At 60.6% G+C, this 22,748-nt stretch carries 21 protein-coding genes and 1 pseudogene; 11 read left to right on the top strand and 11 right to left on the bottom strand.

Features of this window, described 5'->3' with window-relative positions:
- Positions 1–49: 49 nt before the first annotated feature.
- The gene (locus tag DSOUD_RS18535) at positions 50–382 is read right to left on the bottom strand and encodes a hypothetical protein (RefSeq protein ID WP_157671866.1); all 333 of its coding nucleotides are present in this window, start codon (positions 380–382) and stop codon (positions 50–52) included.
- Between the two features lie 648 nt (positions 383–1,030).
- Positions 1,031–2,377: an IS1380 family transposase gene (locus DSOUD_RS12570; RefSeq protein WP_053551338.1), complete on the bottom strand. Its 1,347-nt coding sequence runs from the start codon at positions 2,375–2,377 to the stop codon at positions 1,031–1,033.
- A gap of 187 nt (positions 2,378–2,564) precedes the next feature.
- Between DSOUD_RS12570 and DSOUD_RS12565 the strand changes: the two genes are divergently transcribed.
- The gene (locus DSOUD_RS12565) at positions 2,565–2,885 is read left to right on the top strand and encodes a hypothetical protein (RefSeq protein ID WP_053551337.1); all 321 of its coding nucleotides are present in this window, start codon (positions 2,565–2,567) and stop codon (positions 2,883–2,885) included.
- Between the two features lie 54 nt (positions 2,886–2,939).
- On the opposite strand, the gene DSOUD_RS12560 is transcribed toward DSOUD_RS12565, so the two are convergent.
- The 4 genes from DSOUD_RS12560 to DSOUD_RS12545 all read right to left on the bottom strand — a co-directional run bounded on the left by DSOUD_RS12560 (position 2,940) and on the right by DSOUD_RS12545 (position 7,309).
- Positions 2,940–4,064 carry a methyltransferase gene (locus DSOUD_RS12560; RefSeq protein ID WP_053551336.1) on the bottom strand — a complete coding sequence of 375 codons (1,125 nt, stop codon included), beginning with the start codon at positions 4,062–4,064 and terminating at the stop codon, positions 2,940–2,942.
- A gap of 42 nt (positions 4,065–4,106) precedes the next feature.
- Entirely contained in the window at positions 4,107–4,994 is an 888-nt protein-coding gene (locus DSOUD_RS12555; RefSeq protein WP_157671865.1) for an RluA family pseudouridine synthase, read from the bottom strand.
- Positions 4,995–5,051: 57 nt separating this feature from the next.
- The gene (gene mscL / locus DSOUD_RS12550) at positions 5,052–5,480 is read right to left on the bottom strand and encodes a large conductance mechanosensitive channel protein MscL (RefSeq protein WP_053551334.1); all 429 of its coding nucleotides are present in this window, start codon (positions 5,478–5,480) and stop codon (positions 5,052–5,054) included.
- Between the two features lie 134 nt (positions 5,481–5,614).
- Positions 5,615–7,309, bottom strand: a complete 1,695-nt coding sequence (locus tag DSOUD_RS12545) for a cation:proton antiporter domain-containing protein (protein ID WP_053551333.1) — start codon at positions 7,307–7,309, stop codon at positions 5,615–5,617.
- Positions 7,310–7,846: 537 nt separating this feature from the next.
- On the opposite strand from DSOUD_RS12545, the gene nifH reads away from it, so the two are divergent.
- From nifH to DSOUD_RS12510, 7 genes are all read left to right on the top strand, one after another.
- A complete protein-coding gene (gene nifH / locus DSOUD_RS12540) occupies positions 7,847–8,710 on the top strand; it encodes a nitrogenase iron protein (RefSeq protein WP_053552385.1) in 864 nt (287 codons plus the stop codon).
- Positions 8,711–8,793: 83 nt separating this feature from the next.
- Complete coding sequence (nifD, locus tag DSOUD_RS12535; protein WP_053551332.1) at positions 8,794–10,236, top strand: nitrogenase molybdenum-iron protein alpha chain; 1,443 nt, start codon at positions 8,794–8,796, stop codon at positions 10,234–10,236.
- Positions 10,237–10,389: 153 nt separating this feature from the next.
- Positions 10,390–11,853 carry a nitrogenase molybdenum-iron protein subunit beta gene (gene nifK / locus DSOUD_RS12530; RefSeq protein ID WP_053551331.1) on the top strand — a complete coding sequence of 488 codons (1,464 nt, stop codon included), beginning with the start codon at positions 10,390–10,392 and terminating at the stop codon, positions 11,851–11,853.
- Between the two features lie 201 nt (positions 11,854–12,054).
- Entirely contained in the window at positions 12,055–12,438 is a 384-nt protein-coding gene (gene nifX / locus DSOUD_RS12525; protein WP_053551330.1) for a nitrogen fixation protein NifX, read from the top strand.
- Between the two features lie 70 nt (positions 12,439–12,508).
- The gene (gene fdxB / locus DSOUD_RS12520) at positions 12,509–12,778 is read left to right on the top strand and encodes a ferredoxin III, nif-specific (RefSeq protein ID WP_053551329.1); all 270 of its coding nucleotides are present in this window, start codon (positions 12,509–12,511) and stop codon (positions 12,776–12,778) included.
- 141 nt (positions 12,779–12,919) lie between these two features.
- Positions 12,920–13,288 (top strand): NifB/NifX family molybdenum-iron cluster-binding protein, encoded by a 369-nt coding sequence (locus DSOUD_RS12515; RefSeq protein WP_053552384.1) that lies wholly within the window; start codon positions 12,920–12,922, stop codon positions 13,286–13,288.
- Positions 13,289–13,612: 324 nt separating this feature from the next.
- A complete protein-coding gene (locus DSOUD_RS12510) occupies positions 13,613–14,488 on the top strand; it encodes a radical SAM protein (protein WP_053551328.1) in 876 nt (291 codons plus the stop codon).
- A gap of 81 nt (positions 14,489–14,569) precedes the next feature.
- Here the strand turns inward: DSOUD_RS12510 and DSOUD_RS12505 are convergent, their stop codons facing one another.
- Positions 14,570–16,234, bottom strand: coding sequence for a phytoene desaturase family protein (locus DSOUD_RS12505; RefSeq protein ID WP_082351262.1), 1,665 nt, complete (start codon positions 16,232–16,234; stop codon positions 14,570–14,572).
- A gap of 13 nt (positions 16,235–16,247) precedes the next feature.
- A complete protein-coding gene (locus DSOUD_RS12500; RefSeq protein ID WP_053551326.1) occupies positions 16,248–16,613 on the bottom strand; it encodes a DUF6172 family protein in 366 nt (121 codons plus the stop codon).
- Between the two features lie 189 nt (positions 16,614–16,802).
- Here DSOUD_RS12500 and DSOUD_RS19200 point away from each other — a divergent pair.
- Together DSOUD_RS19200 and DSOUD_RS12495 are read left to right on the top strand one after the other, a co-directional pair.
- Positions 16,803–17,615: pseudogene (locus DSOUD_RS19200) on the top strand (PAS domain S-box protein); the annotation flags it as partial.
- A gap of 3 nt (positions 17,616–17,618) precedes the next feature.
- Positions 17,619–19,199, top strand: coding sequence for a sigma-54 interaction domain-containing protein (locus tag DSOUD_RS12495; protein ID WP_053552383.1), 1,581 nt, complete (start codon positions 17,619–17,621; stop codon positions 19,197–19,199).
- A gap of 127 nt (positions 19,200–19,326) precedes the next feature.
- Here DSOUD_RS12495 and znuB read toward each other — a convergent pair whose 3' ends face one another.
- The 3 genes from znuB to DSOUD_RS12480 are packed head-to-tail and all read right to left on the bottom strand — an operon-like array spanning position 19,327 to position 21,369.
- Complete coding sequence (znuB, locus tag DSOUD_RS12490; RefSeq protein ID WP_053551325.1) at positions 19,327–20,148, bottom strand: zinc ABC transporter permease subunit ZnuB; 822 nt, start codon at positions 20,146–20,148, stop codon at positions 19,327–19,329.
- On the bottom strand, positions 20,138–20,878 hold the full coding sequence (locus DSOUD_RS12485; protein WP_053552382.1) for an ATP-binding cassette domain-containing protein: 741 nt from the start codon (positions 20,876–20,878) through the stop codon (positions 20,138–20,140). Before DSOUD_RS12485 ends, znuB begins: the two co-directional genes overlap by 11 nt.
- Positions 20,875–21,369, bottom strand: coding sequence for a Fur family transcriptional regulator (locus tag DSOUD_RS12480; protein WP_053551324.1), 495 nt, complete (start codon positions 21,367–21,369; stop codon positions 20,875–20,877). The genes DSOUD_RS12485 and DSOUD_RS12480 overlap by 4 nt, the downstream gene beginning before the upstream one ends.
- Before the next feature lie 86 nt (positions 21,370–21,455).
- Between DSOUD_RS12480 and DSOUD_RS12475 the strand changes: the two genes are divergently transcribed.
- On the top strand, positions 21,456–22,403 hold the full coding sequence (locus DSOUD_RS12475; protein ID WP_053551323.1) for a zinc ABC transporter substrate-binding protein: 948 nt from the start codon (positions 21,456–21,458) through the stop codon (positions 22,401–22,403).
- The last annotated feature ends 345 nt before the right edge of the window (positions 22,404–22,748 follow it).

Genomic DNA, 22,748 nt, shown 5'->3' with positions numbered 1-22,748 from the left:
TTTCTATTCGGGAAGCATCCATGTTTATTCGTCCGTGTTCACCCTTGGGTTATACGCCACCATTTCTAACTGTTGGCCCAGAAAAACTTTTATCCTCGTAACATTCCTCGACAGAAGTATAAGAATCTCGAACCAATGATAAGTTGCAAAGCTTCTTTTTATATTTCATTCTGTTCTCACACGTATTATCAATTTTAAAGGCCTGCTCTTTTTCGAAACACGATTGGACGTTTTCATTTCCGAAATCATCTGTTTCAGCAAGGTACATGCAGTAATCCGCAACCCAATGAAGAACGTCCCCTTTGGCCGGGCACTCATTTTCATTTGCAGAACAGCAAAGAGGCACAAGTAGAAGAATTGTTAGAAAGACGAAAATTTTCATATTCGGCTCCATTTTTAGCGTATATCAGATTAAGAGTTTTTGCGACGCGGAGCAGCTCTATGGAATTTTTAAAGATATTTTTGTGAGCGGCCGCTAAAGATCCTATTCGTTTTGATCATCTTTGACAACGCAGAAGTGCCTCCTCTCGCTTTTTCAGGTAGGCAGTGCGGTTCGACTGCGTAGATTGGATGATCGATGGTGTTTTTTGCTGTTCGAGACGACCGGATTCCTTTCCTCCGGCATGGGTAATGAGTTTGGCAGGTTCTTTTTAAATGTAGGAGCGCCCTTAGGCGCGATTGATCGCGGCTGAGGCCGCTCCTACAGGGTCGGCGCCCTTTGCATGTTTAACCGCCGGAGCAATAGATGTTCTGGTTGGTTAGTTCATTGAGATGATGGTCAAAAGGGCCGGAATTAATTTTCCTGAATCCGTGAGCAATAATCTCGCATCGTGATTTTCCTCCAGAAAAGTGAGTTCGGGAGGCTGGGGCTGTACAAATTTTGAAAAACCGGCTCTCTGAGAGCCTCTGTAACCTCCGCTCTTTGGCAGTTTGTCCGCTACGCACCGGTTTGTGCCGATTTCAGGACGAGTTCGGCTGTGAACACTGCGGTGCCCGGGTTTTTGCCAGGTCTGTTGGCCGAGAGAGTGGCCTAACCGTAGGCCAGGCGCCGATAGACCCGGTCGAACGCCGCGAAAGAGAGCCCGCTGTGGCGGCTGAAGCGCAGGTACAGCCGGTGACCCGTGGCGATCAGGCGCGCAGCCAGGTACATCAGCTCCTGGATGACGGTCTTGAGTCGCCGTCGTTTGGCGCTGTGTCGCACCGGGGTTTTGTCGCCCAGCAGGCCGAGCTGGCCGATGAAGCGCAGGATGTTGTAGGCGAGCGCGGCGCAGGCCATGACCAAGCTGTTCACCTCGAAATTTTCTGCGGGGAGCCGCTCCAAATCCATGTCGGTCTTGAGTTCGCTGTGAAACTGTTCGCTGGTGCCGTGATCCTCGTAGAGGGTGATGATCTTCTCGGCCGGCAGCTTCAGGGAGGTCCACCAGCCTTCCATCTCGATGTCGGGCTCCAGCAGCAGCTGCCCCTTCTTGTCGATAGTGCGCTCGATGACGCGCACGACCCGGCGGCAGGTGAGCTCCCGTTTCGTGCCGACCTCGTCGGTCCACTGATGGGTGTCCCGGACGCTCAGCAGCGCCACCCGTTTACCCGGGCGCGGCTCGCTGATGCGGCCTTCGGCAAAGGCCCGCCGATGCCAGAGCGTCTTGCCTTGCCCCCGGGGATTCCATTTGAGGATGTAGTCGACCCGCTCGTGGCCGGCCAGTTCGATTCGGGTCTCCCAGGCATCGTGGGCCGAGTCGATCCGCACCAGAAGTGGTTCGGCCGTCAGCTTCAGGGCCTTGTGCAGCACCCGGGCGAGAAAGGGGATAAAGTTCTTCTGGCTGTGCTGGGAGCCCTCGCGGTGCTCGATCTCCAGCAGCCACCCCTCCAGGGCCAGATAGGCGGCGATCGGGGCAAAGCCGTCGAAGCCCATGTAGGTGCGCGAGACGCCCTGCTTCTTGGTCCCGGAGTTGTCCATCGTGAACACGTCGATGTCCAGCGGCACGTGACCGGTAGCCAGGGCCGAGAACAGCGCTCCGGAGTTCTGCAGAAACTCGGTGACGCTGTAGTTGACGATGGTCCGAAACGCCTGGGCGTGCTCCTTCATGCGCTGGCGCAGGGTCGGTTCGGAAGGGACCTCCGCAAGGCCCAGAGCGTCGCGGAAGAAACGATCCTGGCGGAAGCCTTCGATGGCCGCGAAGTCGCTCTTGCCGAGACAGAGCAGCCCGATGTAGCCGCGCACCACATCGGCGTGGGCGATGGCTCCCTTTTTCAGTTTGGACACCCCGTATAATAGCTTGGTCAAAGGGGTGTAGCGGTTCAGACACAGCCCGATCAGAGCGGCGCCAGAGTGGGAGGTGTAGAACTCGTCCTCGGATTTCTCGATGATGAAACGCTTCATGGAATTCACCCGCCAAGTGAGATGTTGACGGGTTGCATGCTAGCAATAATTGACAACAAATTCAATGACTTGAATGCATTGGATGGCTAATTTATGACTATAATCTCACGGATTCAGGATTTTGTGAGATGAATTAGTCGAGGTACTATGGTTGGACGTTTCGACGACAGGGTATCGGGAGGGGAAAATGGCTGAGGACGGAAAAGGTGAGGGGAAGGAGCTGGCAGAAGGTCTGTGGATCATCCGCCGCCGTCGCCGGTATCTCTGGGGGCTGCTGCTGGTCTATATCCCGGCGATTTGGGTCTCCCTGGAGGTGACCGGCTCCGATCGCAAGACGGCCTACGTCTTTGCCGTCTGGTTCGTTCTCGTCTTCGCCGCCATTCTTGCCGCCGCCGTGGTCCGCTGCCCGCGCTGCGGCAACCCCTTTCACCTCAGCGGCGTGCTGCCGATGTTTTTTCGCTCTTGCCGCCACTGCGGACTCGGACTCGATGCCGACCGGAATAAATAATATTTTTCAGGGCCGTCCATTCCTCCTCATATTAATCCTTCCCCGTTCCCAATCCTAACGACGTGTTTTCAGCACCACGAATTTTGCATTGCCGGCGACCACCGTGCAGTTGCCGAAGAGCCGCTTGAGCTTCACGTGATAGCCGAGGTGGCGGTTGCCGACCACCCGCAGCTCCCCCCCTTCCCGCAAAACCTCCTTCGCCTCCCGGAACATCCGCCAGGCGATCTGGTCGCCGACGACGTTCTCCTGGTGGAAGGGGGGATTGTTGAGGATCAGATCGGCACTGCCGCGGGGAATTCCCGCCAGGGCGTCGGTGACGCGGAACTGCGCCTGGCGCTCCCCGAAGGCGGCGCGAAAGTTCTCCTCGGCCGAGGCCACCGCCATGAACGATTCGTCGGTGAAGACCAGGTGCGCCCGGGGATTGCGCCGGGCCGCCGTCACCCCGAGGACGCCGTTGCCGCAGCCGAGGTCGACAATCGTCTGCTCCTCGCTGGAGGCCGGGAGGTGGTCGAGGAAAAAGCGGGTGCCGATGTCGAGGCGCTCCCGGGAGAAGACTCCGGCGTGGCTGACGATGAGGTCACCGGTCTCCTCGAGCCGGAAACGGAGAGGGAAGGGGGAGGTTCCCGGGTCGAGGGCGGGATCGGGGGAGGAGAAGATCAGGCGCGCCTTCTTGCGGGCCAGGGAGGTCGTCGTCGGGCCGAGGATGCGCTCGAAGAGGGCGAGGGTGGAGGTGTGGATCGCCTTGGCCATCCCGGCGCCGATGATCCGGGTGCCGGGGTGAAGATGGGGGCGGAGGCGAAAGAGCTGATCCTCGAGGAGGGCGAGGGACTTGGGGATCTTGATCAGCACCAGGTCGCAGAGCCCCTCCGGCGCCTCCAAGGATGTCAGGAGGCGGACGCTCTCCGGGGGGAGGGCGCAGTCGGCGAGGTTGGCCTCCGTCCCGCGGTGGGCGAGGAAGGAGTCGGAGAGCATCCAGGGGCGATGGCGCGCAAGGGGGACCGTGAGGGCGCCGAAGGCATCGTTTGCGATCAGGAGAGGACCGGAGCCGGGGAGGCCTTCTTCAAAAAGGTGCTGCAGCAGATACTCGTCGGCGGCGTCCCAGGCCCGCAGGGGGTCCCGGGTCTGGCGGGGGTAGCGTCGCAGCGGGAAGGTCCCCTGGGGAACAATCAGTCTGTCCATGGCCTCTGCTTGGGTGAACGGGTGTCCGGCAGCACGTCCTGCTCAGAGAGATTTGGGAAGCTTCAGGCCGCCTTCGGGGAGGAAGGAGGCGAGATCGGCGGGGAGGGGGGCGTCAACGGCGAGGCGGGAGCCGGTGAAGGGGTCGGTAAAGGCCAGACGCCGGCAGTGGAGAAAAATGCGCGGCAGTCCCGGGGGGCAGGGACCGCCGTAGCGGCGGTCGCCGAAGATCGGGTGACCGATGTCGGCGAGCTGGCGGCGGATCTGGTGCTGGCGCCCGGTGTGCAGGCAGAGTTCGAGGAGCGAGGCCGATTCGCTGCGTGCCAGGGCGATAAAGGTCGTCAAGGCTTCCTTGTGCGTCCCCTTGGCCGGAATCATCGACGCCAGTTCGCCGCTGCCGGCCGTCTTGCCGCTGGCCAGGGCCAGGTAGTATTTGTCGACCTCCTGGCGGATGAAGAGTTGGCCGAGTTCGCCGCAGGAGAGCTTCCCCTTGCCGAAGAGGACCGGCCCCGAGGTTTCGAGGTCGAGGCGGTGGATCGGCGCCACCCTGAATTTGTCTCCCCGCCGGGCCAGGAGTTCGGCGACCCGGGCGGTGAGGTTGTCCCCTTCATGGCCGACGCCGGAGTGGATCGCCAGCCCGGCGGGCTTGTCGACGATGAGGATCTCGCGGCTTTCGAAGAGAATCTGAATTCCGGTGTCGGCGATGGCCTCCGGGGCGTCGAGAAGCTCCTGCAGACGCCCGCTGGCCGGGAGATTCACCAGGGCCCCGGCGGCGAGGTGATCGCCGGCGGCGAGGGGCCCGGCGGCACCGAGGACCTTCCCCTTTTTCAGGAGCTGGCGCAGGTAGGCGGAAGGGGCAGCGGGGATCCGCCGCTGCAGAAAATCGAGGGCGGTCAGGCCGGATTCGGTCGGTTCAACAGTCAGTGTTTTCATGGCGCCGAGAATACCCTTTGCCGCCCCGAAGAGCAAGGGGATTGCAAGGAGTCCGAACTAGCCCTGATCGCTCTTCAGGGCATCGCGGATCTCCCGCAGGAGCAGGATCTCTTCGCTCGGTTTTGCCGGTTCCGGCGGTTTGGCCTCTTCTTTTCGTTTCAGTCTGTTGATCCCCTTGACCAGCAAAAAGACGGCGAAGGCGATGATGGCAAAATCGATGAGCGTCTGGAGGAAGGAGCCGTAGTTGAGGGTGGGGGCGCCGGCTTCCTTGGCTTCGGCGAGGGTGGCGAAGGTCCTGTCCCCGAGATTGATGAAGAGTCCGCCGAAGTTGACGCCGCCGAGGAGGCGGCCGATCGGCGGCATGACGACATCGCTGACCAGAGAAGAGACGATCTTGCCGAAGGCGGCGCCGACGATGATGCCGACGGCCATGTCGATGGCATTCCCCTTGACGGCAAATTCCTTGAATTCCTTCATCATCCCCATGATCGCCTCCCCTGTGAGCAGTTTTTGGATCTTCCTGAAATTGTAGGAAGCATACTGGGTGTTGGAAAAAGTTCAATCTCTTCGAAAACTTCTTGTCGCCGGGGTAGGGGGCTTTCCTTTGAGGGCGCGACCTTCTAATCCCTGCCGCTGCGAACCAGGGCGAGAAAACCGGTCATCCCTTCGACGGCCAGGGCCTGTTCCACCATCGTCCCCTTGTAAAAGGTGCTCGCCAGGTCGGAGAGGATCTCGAGCTGGGCGCCGTCATCTTCGCGGGGGGTGAGAATCAGGCAGAGGATGTGGGCCGGTTTGCCGTCCGGGGCGTCGAAGTCGATCCCGGACGGAGAGAGGCCGACGGCGACCACCGGGCCGCCGAGACCGGGGAGGCGGGCATGGGGGGCCGCTACGCCGTTGCCGAGGCCGGTGGCCATGATGCGCTCCCGGGCCAGAACCGCCTCGGTGACTTTTTCGCGGTCGAGCCGGGCGCCGTCGGCGGCGATGGCGGCCAGCTCGCCGATGGCAGCGGTGCGGTTGGTGGCGGCGAGGGAGCGGATAAAACGGCCCGAGTCGAGAAAGTCGATGAAGCGCCGCGGCCTCTTCAGGCGCAGAATGCGCTGCATCATCGGTCCGCTGAGGAGGGAGGTGGCCAGGGCGATGACCACCAGGGAGACGAAGAGGCGCTGGCTGATGAGGCCGACCTGCAGGGCGAGGACGCCGAGGATGATCCCCATCGTCCCCTGGGCGCTCATGCCGAAGCCGATTCCCCAGGCCTCCCGCCAGGGGACGCCGCCGAGCCGGCCGCCGAGGAGGGAACCGAGGACCTTGCCGATGACGGCGATGAAGAAAATCATCAGGGTCAGCAGCGGGTCGAAGTGGCTGGCAAAGTCGATGCGCAACCCGATGCTGGCAAAGAAGAGGGGGGCGAAAAAGAAGGAGATGAACTGGTCGATGGTGGTCCGGGTCCGCTCGCGGAGGTGGGACGAATGGCCGATGGCGACTCCGGCGAGAAATGCGCCGAAGATGGCGTGCACGCCGAGCCACTCGGTGAAGGCGGCGGAAAAGAGCGCCAGGGAGAGGGCGAAACCGAGGACGCCCCCCGGCCAGCTCGTGTAGGCCTGGATCCAGGGGAGGATGCGGTGGATCAGCCAGGGAATCACCGTCAGCATCGCCGCGGTAAAGGCCAGGGTCGCCCCGACGGTGACGCCGAGGGAGAGGCCGTTGCCGTGGCCGGTCCCGAGGAGCCCGAGAATCATGGCGAAGACGAGCCAGCCGGCCAGGTCGTTGAGGACTGCCGCCGCGACCACCGTCACCCCGAGATCGCTGCGGTAGATGCGCAGGTCCATGAGGATCTTGGCGATGATCGGCAGGGCCGAGATCGACAGGGCGGTGGCGAGGAAGAGGGCGAAGGCGAGGCGGTGGGCCCCCGGTTCGTAGCCGAAGGAACCGGGGAGAAACCAGGCGGCGGAAAAGCCGAGGGCAAAGGGGAGGGCCATGCCGAAAAGCGCGACGCCGACGGCGGTCTTCCCCTGGCGCCAAACGGTGGAGAGATCGATTTCGAGACCGGCCACCAGCAAAAAGAGAGCGATGGAAAGGGTGGTCAGCCCCTGCAGGACGTAGGCGCCCCCCCCGGTGGCCGGAAAGAGGAAGGCGAAGAGGTCCGGAGCCAGGGTGCCGAGGCCCGTGGCGCCGAGGAGTATCCCGGCGAGAATCTCACCGATGACCGCCGGTTGCCCGGCGCGGCGGGAAATTTCGCCGAGGAGGCGGGCGCAAAAGAGCATGACCCCGAGGGCGAGGAACATGCCGGTGATTTCCCGGGGAGAGAGGGTGTCCATAAGACCTCGGCGGGGTTAAGGGGGGAAGGGAGCGCCACGGTTTCGAATCATAGCAGTCGCCACCCATTTTTTCCAGCAGGATGTCCTGGGTGCTCAGGGAGGCGGCAGCGTCTGCTTGTTTAATGGGCAATTGACCCTCTCCGGCGGACGGTAAAGGTGGCCGACGCCGGCGACACCCCCCGGCCGGACTCATGTTTCGGGGAGTCGAGGGAGTTGGCACGTCCCCTGCTATAAGGAAAGTCGTCAGGCGATTCATCGGGTACGACGGCGTACCCCTGGCAGCTTACGGCAATGACGCCCGCGGGAACCTTTTCCCGGCGGGTTTTTTTGTTCGGACAACATCTTCAACTGCGGCGCCACGGCGGAGCCGCAATGGGCAAGGAAGCCTCATCCGGATCGTCCGGGTGGGGCTTTTTTTATCGACACGAACGCCGGCTGACTCGGACACATCAATGCCGCTGCCGCTTCGGGAACAGTCAGCGATCGTCGTCACCCGACAGTTATCGAGAAAGGAACAAGACCATGGCTGAGAAAAAACTGCGTCAGATCGCAATCTACGGCAAAGGCGGCATCGGCAAATCCACCACGACCCAGAATACCGTGGCGGGACTTGCCTCCCTCGGCAAGAGAATCCTGATCATCGGCTGCGACCCCAAGGCCGACTCCACCCGCCTGATCCTCCACGCCAAGGCCCAGACCACCGTCATGGACAAGGTCCGGGAACTCGGCACCGTCGAGGATCTGGAGCTCGATGATGTCATGAAGCGCGGTTACGGCGAAATCATGTGCGTCGAGTCGGGGGGCCCCGAGCCGGGCGTCGGCTGCGCCGGCCGCGGCGTCATCACCGCCATCAACTTTCTCGAGGAAGAAGGCGCCTACACCCCCGACCTCGACTACGTTTTCTATGACGTCCTCGGAGACGTCGTCTGCGGCGGCTTCGCCATGCCGATCCGCGAGAACAAGGCCCAGGAGATCTACATCGTCGTCTCCGGCGAGATGATGGCCATGTACGCCGCCAACAATATCTGCAAAGGGATCGTCAAGTACGCCGCCAGCGGCAGCGTGCGCCTGGCCGGCCTGATCTGCAACAGCCGCAACACCGACCGCGAGGCCGACCTCATCGAGGCCCTGGCCGCCAAGCTCGGAACCCAGATGATCCACTTCGTTCCCCGCGACAACCAGGTGCAGCGCGCCGAGCTGCGCCGCATGACCGTCATCGAGTACTCCCCCGAGCACAAGCAGGCCCAGGAGTACCGCGAACTGGCCCGGAAGATCTCCGAGAACACCATGTTTGTCATTCCGACTCCCCTGGAGATGGAAGACCTGGAAGAGTTGCTGATGGAATTCGGCATCATGGAAGCCGAAGACGAGTCGATCGTCGGCGTGGCGGAGAACGCGTAGGGGCGACGCATGCGTCGCCCTGGGCAAGGCATGCCTTGCCCCTACGGGGAATTACGGAACCTCGACCAATTCAGGAGTATCCCATGTCTGAGAGAAAGCCCATTGCGGGCGTGACCAAAGAAAAAACCGAGAAGCTCATCAAGGAGACTCTGGCTGAAATGCCGGCCAAGGCGGCCAAGAAGCGCGCCCCGCACCTCGGCGCCAATGAGCCTTCCGCCTCTCCCTGCGCCGTCAAGTCGAACAAGAAGGTCGTCCCCGGCGTCATGAGCCAGCGCGGCTGCGCCTACGCCGGCGCCAAGGGGGTGGTCTGGGGGCCGATCCGCGACATGGTCCACGTCTCCCACGGCCCCATCGGCTGCGGCGTCTACAGCTGGGGAACCCGGCGCAACCTGATGCAGGGGATTCCCGGCGTCACCTCCTTCCCCATGGACTTCACCTCCGATTTCCAGGAGCGGGACATCGTCTACGGCGGCGACAAGAAGCTCGAGAAACTGCTGCAGGAGGCCGACGAGCTCTTCCCCCTCAACAAGGGGATGTCGATTCTCTCCGAGTGCCCCGTCGGCCTCATCGGCGACGACATCAACGCCGTCGCCAAGAAGATGGAGGCCGAACTCGGCAAGCTCGTCGTCCCCTGCAACTGCGAAGGGTTCCGCGGCGTCTCCCAGTCGCTGGGACACCACATCTCCAACGACTCGATCCGCGACCACATCATCGGCAAGTTCGCCTTCCCCGATCCAGTCGGCCCCTACGATGTCGCCCTGATCGGCGACTACAACATCGGCGGCGACGTCTGGGCCGCGAAGCCGATCCTCGAAGAGATCGGCCTCAACGTCAAGAGCGTCTGGACCGGCGACGGCGAGGTGGAGAAGATCGGCGCCACGCATCAGGTCAAGCTCAACCTGATCCACTGCTACCGCTCCATGAACTACATGTGCAAGGTCATGGAAGAGAAGTGGAACATCCCCTGGCTCGAGTACAACTTCTTCGGTCCGACCAAGATCGAGGAGAGCCTGCGCGCCATCGCCGAGCGCTTCGACGACACCATCAAGGCCAACGTCGAGAAGGTGATTGCCAAGTACAAGCCGGTCATGCAGACGGTCCTCGACGAATACAAGCCGCGCCTCGAGGGGAAGACCGCCATGCTCTTCGTCGGCGGTCTCCGTCCCCGGCACACCATCGGCGCCTACGAGGACCTCGGCATCCAGATCACCGGCGCCGGTTACGAGTTCGCCCACCAGGACGACTACGACCGCACCGCTCCGGAGATGGCCAGGGGGACCCTGATCTACGACGACGTCTCCGAGTTCGAACTCGAGAAGTTCGTCGAGGAGCTCAAGCCCGACCTCGTCGGCTCCGGAATCAAGGAGAAGTACGTCTTCCAGAAGGCCGGAATCCCCTTCCGCCAGATGCACAGCTGGGACTACTCGGGCCCTTACCACGGCTACGAGGGGTTCAAGGTCTTCGCTCGCGACGTCGACATGGCGATCAACTCACCGACCTGGAAACTGGTGAAGAGCCCTTTTTAAATCCAATTCGTCTCAGGCAAAGCCGCGAAGACGCAAAGAAAACCAGAAGTGGTTTTATAAACCTAAAGGCCCGACCTTGATCCTCTTTGCGACTTTGCGTCTTGAGAGAGCAACGCGAACGGGCGTGAGAATGACCAAAAAGGAGTTAAAGCCATGAGCGCTGAAGCAGCAGTGAAAATAGTGACCGAGCACTCGCCCGAAGAAATCGCGCGGGTCAAGGAATGGATCAATACCGAAGAATACAAGGAAAAGAACTTCGCCCGCGAGGCGCTGGTGGTCAACCCGGCCCATGCCTGTCAGCCTCTCGGCGCCCAGATGGTCGCCACCGGCTTTGCCGGGGCGCTCCCCTTCATTCACGGATCCCAGGGGTGTGCCTCCTACTTCCGCAGCACCTTTTCCCGTCACTTCCGTGAGCCGGCAGCGGCGACCTGCGATGCCATGACCGAGGACGGCGCCGTCTTCGGCGGCCAGAACAACCTCTTCGAGGGGCTGGAGAACGCCTACGCCCTCTACAAGCCGAAGATGATCCCGGTCTTTACCACCTGTATGCCCGAGGTGATCGGCGACGACCTCACCGCCTTCATCAAGAATGCCAAACTCCAGGGACATCTTCCCGAGGAGGTGCCGACCCCCTACGCCAACACCCCGAGCTTCAACGGCAGCCACATCCACGGTTACGATTCCATGCTTAAGAGCATCCTCGAAACGTTGACCGAAGGAAAGAGCATCGAGGGGAAGTGCACCGGCAAGCTCAACCTCATCCCCGGCTTCGACGGCAACACCGGCAACCTCCGGGAGTACAAGCGGATTCTCGAGCTCTTCGGCATCCCCTACACCCTGATGGCCGACATCTCCGAAGTCTTCGATACCGTCTGCGACGGCACCTACCGTCTCTATCCCGGCGGCACAAAACTCGAGGATGCTGCCGAGTCGGTCAACGGCAAGGTGACCATCGCCCTGCAGAAATACTCCACCACCACCACCATGAAGTGGATCGAGGAGACCTATACCGGCGAAAAGGTAACGATTCCGATGCCCTTCGGGATCAAGAAGACCGACGCGTTCCTGATGAAGCTCTCCGAGCTCTTCGGCAAGCCGATTCCGGAGAAGCTCAAGGAAGAGCGCGGCCTGGCCGTCGACGCTCTCACCGATGCTCACCAGTACCTGCACGGGAAGAAGTTCGCCCTTGCCGGCGACCCCGATTACCTCATCGGCCTCGTTTCTTTTCTGCTGGAGATGGGGGCGATCCCCTACCATATCCTCTGCTCGCGCACGACCAAGAAGTTCGAGAAGGAGATGAAGGCGCTCCTGGCCACCTCTCCCTTCGGCGCCCAGGGGAAGGTCTACATCAACAAGGACCTCTGGCACATGCGCAGCCTGCTGGTCACCGATCCCGTCGACGGCATCATCGGCGACACCCACGCCAAGTGGGCGGCCCGGGATGCCAGGATCCCCCTCTTCCGCATCGGCTTTCCGATCATCGACCGGGTCAACCTCCACCGCAATCCGGTGGTCGGCTACCAGGGGGCGGTCAACATCCTGACCATGATCGCCAACAAGTTCCTCGATATCAAGGACGAGACCTGCGAAGACCAGTGGTTCGAGATGATGCGCTAAAACTTGCAACCAACCACAGAGGCACAGAGTCACAGAGGAGGTTCAAAAAACCAGGATCGTAGGCCTTTGTTTCAGGCTTTAACAAAAAACCGGGTTAAAGGGTTTCCTCTGTGTCTCAGTGTCTCTGTGGTGAAAGGTTTTAAGATGGTTAGAACGCGCCGCTTCGAAATCATCGACGGTAACAGAAAGCGAGGTCTGTACATGAAAGTCGCATTCGCCAGCACCGACAGAATCCACGTCGACGAACATTTCGGCCGTGCCGAAGTCTTCTACCTCTGGGAGATCGGGCCCGAGGAGGCGGAGTTTTCCGGAATGGTCCAGGTCCGCACCGAAGGGGACGACGAGGCCGACCGCATCGAGGCCCGCTGTGCCGGCCTGAGCGACTGCGCCCTGGTCTACGTCGCCGAGATCGGCGGCCCGGCCGCGGCCCGGCTCGTGGCCAAGAAGATCCACCCCATCAAGAGCAAGGAGCGGGAACCGATCACAGTGGTGGTGAAAAAACTCCAGGAGGTGCTGCGCGACACCCCTCCTCCCTGGCTGCGCAAGGCGATGCTCAAAAACGAGCGCCCGGCCTTCGTCTCGTAGGGGCTCAATTCATTGGGCCATGGGCGTGATGAATCACGCCCCAACACATTAATCCTTAAGGAGAATCACCATGGCATATTTGACCGGGAAAACCCGCGGGGGAGCCGACTGGACCCCGACTTTTGCCGAGGCCATCGACCCGGCCAAGTGCATCGGCTGCGGCCGCTGCTACAAGTCCTGTTCCCGCCAGGTCCTCGGCCCCGAAGACCTGATCGATGAAGAGACCGATTCAACCCGCATGATCATGACCATCGTCAAAACTGACAATTGCATCGGCTGCGCCGGCTGCGGCGTCGCCTGCCCGAAGAAGTGTTTCAGCTTCAAGCCGATGGCCGTCTAATACTCTGTTCACCACAGAGACACTAAAGACACAGAGGAAACCCTCTAACCCGGTCTTTTGTTCAAGCCTGAAACAAAGGCCTGCGATCCTGGTCTTTTGAACCAACTCTGTGACTCTGTGGTCGTCAACTGGGAGAATATCATGCGCATCGCCGTCGCATCCAAATCCGGCACCGAAGTCGATCAGCACTTCGGCCATGCCGAGCGCTTCCTGATTTACGATTTTCACCGAGGGGAGGCGAAATTGCTCGAGGAGGTCGCCGTCGAAAAATACTGTTCCTTCGACGAGGGGCATCCGTTCCGCAAAAATCAGTTCATGGCCATTGTCGAGGCCGTCGCCGGCTGCAAGGCGGTGATCACCGCCATGATCGGCGACTACCCGCGGCAGGAGCTGGTCAAGCAGGGGATTGAAGCCGTCACCGCAGAGGGGCCCATCGAAGAGGCCCTTCGCGCCGCCCATGCCACTCTCTGCGGTTGCGACTGCGGCGGCAAAGAAAAGTGTTCCAAGTAAGAGTTGCTGGGTTGTCCGCCTCCTGATTAAAAATTGGTCGGATCCAGAGCTGCAATTGCCTCAGGCATGGGCAGGGAGGGCTGTGAGGGAACCTTCCTGCCCTATTTTTTGCCGATTTTCCTCTGGCATGGTGAATGCATTTCTTGACAGCAGACAAGATGAACAAACTATCGCGGTACAACGTAGTACTGCAGACCGTTTAAGGCAAGGAAGCCCCGGGGAGGAAAATTCCCGGGGCTTCTCCAGTTAACGGCACCAGCAAGGGCGCTTCCGGGACAACCGGGAGTCCCTTTTTTTGTGCCATTTAAAATAAGGAGACTGATCATGGCCAGCGGCTGCCCGATGATGACGATGAAGGCCCAGACAGACCACCCCTGTTTCGGCGGAGACCACAGCAAGGCGGGACGGATCCACCTCCCGGTCGCTCCGGGGTGCAACATCAAGTGCGGCTTCTGCGAGCGCAAGTTCGACTGCGCAAACGAGAGCCGTCCCGGCGTCACCAGCAGGGTGCTGACCCCCGAACAGGCGGTGGCGCGGGTGCGCCTGGTCCAACGGCACATGGAGCGGCAAGGGGGGGCGCAGCTTAAGGTGGTGGGGATCGCCGGCCCCGGCGACCCGCTGGCCAATCCTCGGACCTTCGAGACCTTCGCCCTGGTGCGCGAGGCCTTTCCCGAGATGACCCTCTGTCTGTCGACCAACGGACTGCGCCTGCCGGAGATGCTCGGGACGATCCTCGAGAACGACGTGCACAGCCTGACCGTGACCATCAACGCCCTGACCCCGGAGACCGGCGCCAGGGTCACCGAGTGGATCATGGTCGACGGCCGGCGCCTGACCGGCATCGATGCGGCGGCCATACTTCTCTCCCGGCAGTTGAAGGGGCTGGAAATGGCCGCCAAAGCCGGGTTGCTGGTCAAGATCAACCACGTCTACATCCCCGGAGTCAACGACCACGAGACCCTCGACTTGGCGGTCAGGGTGCGCAACCTCGGCGCCTCGATGATGAACATCATGCCGGTGATCCCCGTCGGTCTCTTCAAGGGGGTCGAGCGCCCCTCCGAGGCGGTGATGGAGATGGTGCGCAACCAGGCCGAGCTGATCCTCTCCCAGGCGCGCCACTGCAAACAGTGTCGTGCCGACGCTGCCGGAGTGGTAGGCCAGGATCTCGATCTCGACGCACTCGAATCGATGGCGGGGTGAAGGGACGTCCTGCCGCGGGAGGGGATGGACCGGGATTTTTGTCGAAGAAAAAAACAGGCTCCCCGAATTTGGGGGAGCCTGTTACGGTTTTGCGGGGGGGGAAGCAGACGGGCGGATTTTTGCCTTGAGCCAGTCTGGCCAGGTGCTTTGATCCTCGGACGGATAGGTCTGCAACTCCTGCCCTTGCGGGTTAAGGAGTTCGGGCCATTTGCAGTCCAGAATCGACGCCGCCCCGTGCAATCCGGAGACGGCCGCCCCGGACACTCCATGGGCGACCGTGCTCGCTCCCACGAGTCGCAGACCTTTTATTTCAGTCCCGACCCGATAGCCCAGGGGGCCAATCTGCGAATAACTTTTCTCTGTCCCGTAAGAGCATCCGTTTGTCGCCGCCGTGTAGTGGGCATGGGTAAGGGGCGTTCCCAGTTCGCAAAACACAACGTGCCGGCTAAGGCCCGGGATCACTTTTTCGAGGGTTTTGAAAAACATCCCGACTATTTTCTGTTTGAGAATTTCGTATTCTCTCGGTCGGGATCCGGGTTCGGTCCCTTCAAATTGCCGGAAGGCGTCATAGCCGACGAAGGTGACGACTTCAAGGGTATGCCCTCTGCCGTTATAACTGGTCGGATCCTTCAGGGTCGGAGCCGAGATGAAGAGTGCCTCGAAGGAATCCCTGTCGTAGAGCCCGGGATCCTGAGCGTTCAGGAAGACTTTGTCAAAATCGGGTTCCGAGGAATACCAGATATTTCCGGAGTCCAGACCTGCGGCGGCCACATCCATGTCGACAGCTAAAAACAAAACGAGAGAGGGGAGGGAGTAGCGGGTTTTGTCCAGACGTTTTTTGAGTTTTCTGCTCAGGTGCTCGACTCCCACCAGGCCATGGAACGTCCTGTGGGGATCGGCATTGGAGATGACGTGCCTTGCCCGCAGTTCCCTGCCGTCGGCCACCCGAACACCCAGCGCCCGACGTCCCCCGCCCGTTGATTCCGTGAGAATTTTTTCTACAGAGACCCCCGTCAGGATGTCGCTGCCGGCGCAGCGGAGGGCCTTGACCAGGGCCCGGGGTATGGCGCCACCCCCCCCGCGCGGATAGTAGCCGCCATGCTCGTAATGCCGGGCCAGTCCGGCATGCAGCATCATCATCGTCCTGGAGGGGGGCAAGCCCTGATCGCCGCACTGCACGGAGAGAATTCCGCGAACCACGGGGTCGGAAATCAGGCCTTCAAGGATCCGTTTCAAGCTGTAGAGTCCGTAGCGACCGATATGCCGGGTTCGATAGGGCATCAAAAGGACATCTTTGATGCTGTCGATCTCAAGGAGGAGGGGAAATTCGTACACGAGGTTCCGGAGAAGCTCCATGTACTTGCCGATACCCTTGCCCTGCGCGGGAAACCTTTGCAAGAGGCGGTCGGTCAGGGTGGGGAGATCGGCGTGGTAGTCGAATTTCACCCCGGAAATATGGCAATGCTCGTAGTGCCGGGGATTCTGCTCAAAAAAGATCAGATCGTTGGCCGCGCCGAGACCTTCATAGATGGCCCTGGTTTCGCCTCCCGGTCCCAAACGGCCGACATAGTGCACGCCGGGACTGAAGGTAAAGCCGCCCCTGGAAAAGTTTTGGCACCAGCCCCCCGGGGCATGGTGCTGCTCCAAAACCAGGACCTTTTGCCCGGCCCGCGCCAGGGCAAGAGCCGACGTCAATCCGCCTGAGCCCGAGCCGATTACGATTGTATCCGCGTCAAGATTGGCCATCTAAACCCTATACTTACTGTTCTTCACCCGGGCCGGATTCATTTTTTTCGTTCTGAATGAAGGTATTGTCCTGGTTTATTTGCTTGGCCCCACTCGGTTTTTTGCTCCGGTGACCGGGCTTGGCCAGAATTTCCAGATAAAAGGATTCAAGTTCTTTTGCTTCTGCCTCGGAAATGAATTTGTTAATGGCCGACACATGAATAACTTCACTGCTTGCTTCATCCACACCAAAACGGCAGTCGAAGTCCCAGAAATCTACGTTCGGAGGCAAGGCTTTTCCACGCTCTCTCTTGATATATTTTTTGGCTTCGAATTTAATGGCTTCAACAAGTCTTGGAGTTTTGATCTTGGGGTGGCTCATTTGGAACGTTTTTTTCATAGAAATTCCATGGTTTAGGATTGATTTTGTTGAAAACAAAACTTATTGCTGTCTATCATATCATGAAGAAGATTTTTTTTAGTATTTTAATGGGCAAAGGTTCTAACCTGCTAATCTTGTTCACAATGTTGCCGCTTAACCTTCCGGCGCTCCCCGGCACTGTCTTCGGTCACGATTTTTAGGGTAAAAATGATGAAAATCGGTGCATCAAAACGCGTCTTGTTTTATTATCGGGGGGATTGCAGAGGAAGGCACCCCTCAGACAGGGGTCCGCGCCATGCACCAGGCCGTTATTTTCCGGCAAATGAATTCATTAGAGAACCGCAACCCCTTCGTAAAGACCTCCGGCCCAGGGCGCCCACGTCTGCGAAGAAGAAGGGTTGCTTTGTACGGATGTCCGGGAATCGCTCCTGGCTCCCCCGAGAAAGGTTAATCATGGGAATCGACAAGAAAAAGGTGCTGCCGGTGGTGGTTGACGAATTGCGCCTTCTTGCCGAAGAACAATTGGCGGAGAGAACCTCTTCGGTGGAATTCCCCCTCGGCGAGGATGAGGCGCGAAGGCTCGTTCATGAACTCGAGGTCACCCAGGTCGAGTTGGAAATGCAGAATGATGAACTCCGCCACGCCCAGGTGGAACTCGAGCGATCACGGGACAAATATCTTGAACTCTATGATTTTGCCCCCATCGGCTATTTCACTTTTGATGAGCGCGGGCTGATTCGCGAGGTCAATCTGGCCGGCTCCCATCTCCTCGGCATCGAACGGGGTCCGTTGGCCAGGGCGCCCATGAGTCGATTTATCGTTGATGCGGAGGGGAGGACCGTATTTTCCCGGCACCTCAAAAATGTTTTGCAAAAAGAGGGCATGCAGGAGTGCGAAGTCAAGCTCACTCGGTCCAACGGCTCCGTCATCCACACCCGGATTCAGAGCATTGCCGTGGCCTCCGGGGAGAATCGGAACCGGGAGATCCTTTCCTCCATCCTCGACGTTTCGGTTGCCAAACAGTTGGAACTTGCAAATCGGGAGGCCCGGGAATTTGCCGAAAACATCGTCGAAACCCTGCGCGAGCCGTTGGTGGTGCTCGAAGCCGGGCTGAAGATTCTCACCGCCAATCACTGTTTTTACGAGATGTTCCAGGTGACACCGGAGGAAACGGTCGGAAAATTCATCTACGATCTCGGCAACCGGCAATGGGACAATCCCCGGTTGCGTGTTTTGTTCGAGGAAATTCTCCCCCGGCATACCGTGATCAACGACTATGAAGTCGAACACGATTTCCCCCATATCGGTCACAGAATCTTTCTGCTCAATGCCCGCCAGATTTTTCGCGGGGATATCGGTTCCGACGTTATCCTTCTGGCCATGGAGGATATTACCGAGCGAAGGCAGCTGGGAAATGACCTGCAAAAGGCCCATAAAGAATTGGAGTCTGTCGTACTGGAACGGACGGCTGAGCTGACCCGAGCCAATAAGCAGCTCACTGAGGAAATTGCGGATCGAAAAAAGGCCGAAATGTCCCTCCAGGAGGCCTATGGGGAAATAAAACTGTTGAAGGACCGCCTCCAGGAGGAAAATATCTACCTGCGGCAGGAGGTTGACAAGAAGTATAACTTCGGCGAGATCATCGGCCAAAGCCAGGCCCTCTCCATCATATTCTCCCAGGTTCAGCAGGTCGCCCCCATGAACGCCACCGTTCTCCTTCTCGGCGAGACCGGCACCGGCAAGGGGGTGGTGGCCCGGGCTATCCACCGCAGCAGCACGCGCAAGGACCGGTCGCTCATCACCGTCAACTGCACGACGCTGCCGGCCACCCTGGTGGAGAGCGAACTCTTCGGCCGCGAAAAGGGGGCGTTCACCGGTTCGGACGCCCGGCAGATCGGCCGCTTCGAGCTGGCCAACGGCGGCACCATCTTCCTCGACGAAATCGGCGAAATGCCGCTGGAGCTGCAAAGCAAGCTCCTCCGCGTCATTCAGGACGGCGAGTTCGAGCGGCTGGGGAGCCCCCGCACCATCAAGACCGACGTGCGGATCATCGCGGCCACCAACCGCAACCTCAAGGAGGAGATTCGCAACGGCAAGTTCCGGGAAGACCTCTATTACCGCCTCAATGTCTTCCCCATCACCCTGCCGCCCCTGCGGCAGCGCAAGGAAGACATCCCCCTGCTCGTCGATCATTTCGTGACCAAATTCAATGCCAAAATCGGCAAAAAAATTGAGACGGTTTCGTCCAACACCTTGACTCTCCTTCAGAAATACCACTGGCCCGGCAACGTGCGGGAGCTGGAAAGTGTCATCGAGCGGGCGGTCATCACCAGCCAGGGGAACTCTCTTCAGGTTCTGGACCGCTTCGAGGTCTTCCCGGTGGCAGGCGAACAGACAGACAGGACTGAGGAGGGTGGACTGGAGGGGAGGCGGTCGGGTCAGGACGTCAAGGGGCTTGTCGAGGTGGAACGCGACCATATTGTCAGGGTGTTGCAGAAAACCGGGTGGCGCATTGAAGGGAAGAACGGGGCTGCCTTGATCCTGGGCCTCAATGCCAGCACCCTGCGCGCCCGGATGCGAAAATTCGGTATCGTCAGGAAATAGAAAAAACCTGCAGGTTGCACAAGTCTTTGTCGAAAAGCGGCTCGTCGGGAGGGAGGGGCGGGGAAAGCGGGGACACCACTTCGCTTTCCCCGCCCCTCCCTTTTTTATCCTGCGCCCCCCTCCCTCCTCATTGCCTGCCCCCTCCATCCTGTGCGCCGGCAGCCGGACGCTGCGGCATCAGAAAGCTCAGGAGAAAGACCAGGCAGGCGGCGACGACGATGGACGGTCCCGCCGGGGTGTCCCAGGTATAGGAGCCGTAAAGTCCGCCGATCACGGCGAGGCAGCCGATCAGGCTGGCGAGAATCGCCATCCGCTCCGGATTCGCGGCAAAGCGTCGCGCCGTGGCCGCCGGGATGATGAGAAGAGAAGTCACCAGCAGCAGACCGACGACCTTCATCATCACGGCTACCAGCAGGGCAATCAGGGCGAGAAAGATCCAGTTGACGCGATCCACCGCCACCCCCTCGACGCGGGCCAGATCCTCATGAACCGTGATCGCCAGGAGCGGTTTCCAGAGCCAGAGGAGTCCTCCCAGGGCCAGGCCGCCGCCGCCGAAAATCCAGGCCAGGTCGGCGGAACCGATGGAAAGGATGTCCCCGAAGAGGTAGGAAAAGAGGTCGACCCGGACCTGCGGCATGAAGGCCAGGGTGACCAGCCCCAGGGAAAGGGCGCCGTGGGAGAAGATCCCCAGGAGCGTGTCGCTGGCCAGCTGTTTTTGTCGCTGGCCGAAATAGAGGAGGAGCGCCAACAACTGGCAGACGACCAGAATCCCCAGTGTGAGATTGATGCGGAGCAGGAAACCGAGGGCGACCCCGAGGAGGGCCGAATGGGCCAGGGTGTCGCCGAAATAGGCGAGGCGCCGCCAGACGACGAAGGAGCCGAAGGGTCCGGCGACCAACGCGACGCCGAGACCGCCGAGGAGGGCGCGGAGGAGGAAGTCACTTAACATCGGCCCCTCCCGAACTGTCCTGGTGCTGGCTGTGATTGTGGCTCGGGTCGTGGGTATAGACGGCCAGGTGGCCGAAGAGCTCCAGGTAGGCCGGGTCGAGAGTGACGACTTCGGGGGTCCCGCTGCAGCAGATGTGGCGATTGAGGCAGAGGACGCGGTCGGTGGCCGCCATCACCAGGTGCAGGTCGTGGGAGACCATCAGCACCGCGCACCCCTGTTCGAGCCGGATGGCGCTGATCAGCCGGTACAGCTCCACCTGTCCCCGCACGTCGACCCCCTGGACCGGTTCATCGAGAACCAGCAGGTCGGGGTTGCGGATGAGGGCCCGGGCCAGCAGCACCCTCTGCATTTCGCCGCCGGAGATATTCTGCAGCGGCGATTCATAGACATGGGGGGCACCGACCTGCTCCAGCAGGGAGCGGGCCCTCTCGGGCTCCCCTCCGGCCATGGCCAAAAAGCGTTTGACCTGCAAGGGGAAGGTCGGATCGATCTGCAGGCGCTGCGGCATGTAGCCGACGGTGATGCCGCTCTGGCGATAGACCTTTCCCGAAGTCTGCGGCAGCAGCCCCAGGGCGATCCGCAGGAGCGTGGTCTTGCCGGCGCCGTTGGGGCCGATGAGGGTAACGATTTCCGCCCGTCGGACCTGCAGATCGACCCGCTCCAGCAGGTGGCGCCGGCCGAGGACCAGGTCGACGGCGCTGAGTTCGAGCAGCGTTTCGCCGGCGCTCACGGCGTGCTCCGGTTGCGGCAGCCGGGGCAGAGCCCCAGGATCTCCACGGTGTGCCGGTGAGGCTTGAAGCCCGAGGCGAGGGCCCCCTGTTCGATGGCGCCGGAAATTTCCGCGACCTGGAGTTCGGCCAGGGTTTTACACCCTTCGCAAATGAGGAACTGGCCGTCGTGCGGTTGCCCCGGATGGGCGCAGCCGACGTAGGCGTTGAGGGAGGCGATGCGGTGCACCAGCCCCATCTGCTGTAAAAAATCGAGGGCCCGGTAGACCGTCGGCGGCGCGGTTCTTCCTTCCTGCTGGAGCGATTCCAGGACCTCGTAGGCGCCGATCGGTTTGTGCTGCTGCACGACGATCTCGAAAACCCGGCGGCGGATGGCGGTAAAGCGCTGCCCCTGCGCCTGGCAGAGGGCCTCGGCCGTGGCCAGGGCCTCGGCGATGCACTTCTGATGATTGTGATTCTTGCCGTGAAAGGGGGACGCGGGGAGCGGCGACATGATCTCTCCAGTTCGACTTGATTTTTGCGATGTTATATTATAACGTTTTGTCGCGAGCAATCAACCCCGTTTTCCGGAGGCCGGCGATGAAAAAAACCCCCCTGATCGTTTTGTTTTTGCTCCTGTTGGCCGCTCCCGGAATTTCCGCCTGGGCCGAAGCCCCCAGGGTGGTGGTGAGTCTCAAGCCGCTGCACGCCCTGGTCGCCGGGGTGATGGCCGGGGTCGGGGAGCCGCAACTGCTGATCCAGGGGGGCGGATCGCCCCACGGCTATACCCTGCGCCCCTCGGAGGCGCGGATGCTCTCCGAGGCGCAGCTCGTCGTCTGGGTCGGCCCCGGGCTCGAAACTTTTCTGGGAAAATCCCTCTCCACCCTGGCGGGCAAGGCCCGACTGCTCGAATTGTCCCGGGAGCTCAAAGCAGAGATGCTGCCGGTGCGGGAAGGGGGGTTCTGGGAGACTCATCCTTCGGAGGACGAGCACGGTCCCGGAGTTGCCGGAGGGCCGGGGCATGACCTGCATGGGGAACGCAATCAGCACCTCTGGCTCGACCCGCTGCTGGCCAAACGGATCGTCGCCAGAACCACCTCTGCCTTGACGGATATCGACCCGGTTCACGCAAAAGAGTATCAGCAGAACGCCGCCCGGCTGCAGACGCGTCTCGATACCCTGCATGCCGAATTGAAAGCCCGCCTGGCTCCGGTCAAAAGTATCCCCTATATCGTCTTTCACGATGCCTACCAATATTTCGAAGCCGCCTACGGGCTCAGTGCCGTCGGATCCGTCACCCTCTCCGTGGATCGCAAGCCGGGCGCCCGGCGGATCGAGGAGATCCGGGAAAAAATAAGGGAGCTCAACGCCCGCTGCGTCTTCAGCGAGCCGCAGTTCGAGCCGCGACTGGTGGCGACGGTGATCGAAGGAACGGGCGCCCGCACAGGGATTCTCGACCCTCTCGGCGCCGCCTTGCCGAGCGGCGAGGAGTCCTACTTTCAACTGATGAACGACCTGGCCGACAATCTTCTGGCGGGGCTGCAATGAATCGGAGGGTCTTCGGCCCCGCCGGCCGAGCCGCGGCGAGGGGGGTCCCTCTCCCCTGCTGAGGTCAGCATGACCTCGCCTGATCGCTGAAAAAATGCCCTCCTCCCCTGTCCTCGATAAAATCCGTCACATATGGCGGTAGCGTCGAAAATGACGGATTCCGCTGCCGGGCTTCCTCTCACCCCGCATCCCGCCCCTCCCCCTATCCCCCCCATAAATAGCGCCTTTTCCTCCGGAAGTCGGAAAAATGCCTGTGGCACCCTCATTGCAGCCGTCTCTACTAAGAGGACAGGTATTCTGCCTATCTTCCCTTGTTGTTTTTCGAGAAATTTTTGCAACGAAAGT

This window comes from Desulfuromonas soudanensis (assembly GCF_001278055.1).
In the GTDB taxonomy this organism is placed as follows: Bacteria; Desulfobacterota; Desulfuromonadia; order Desulfuromonadales; family WTL; genus Deferrimonas; species Deferrimonas soudanensis.
The sequence above is the reverse complement of the archived record's forward strand: the minus strand, read 5'-3'. Positions and strand labels throughout refer to the sequence as shown.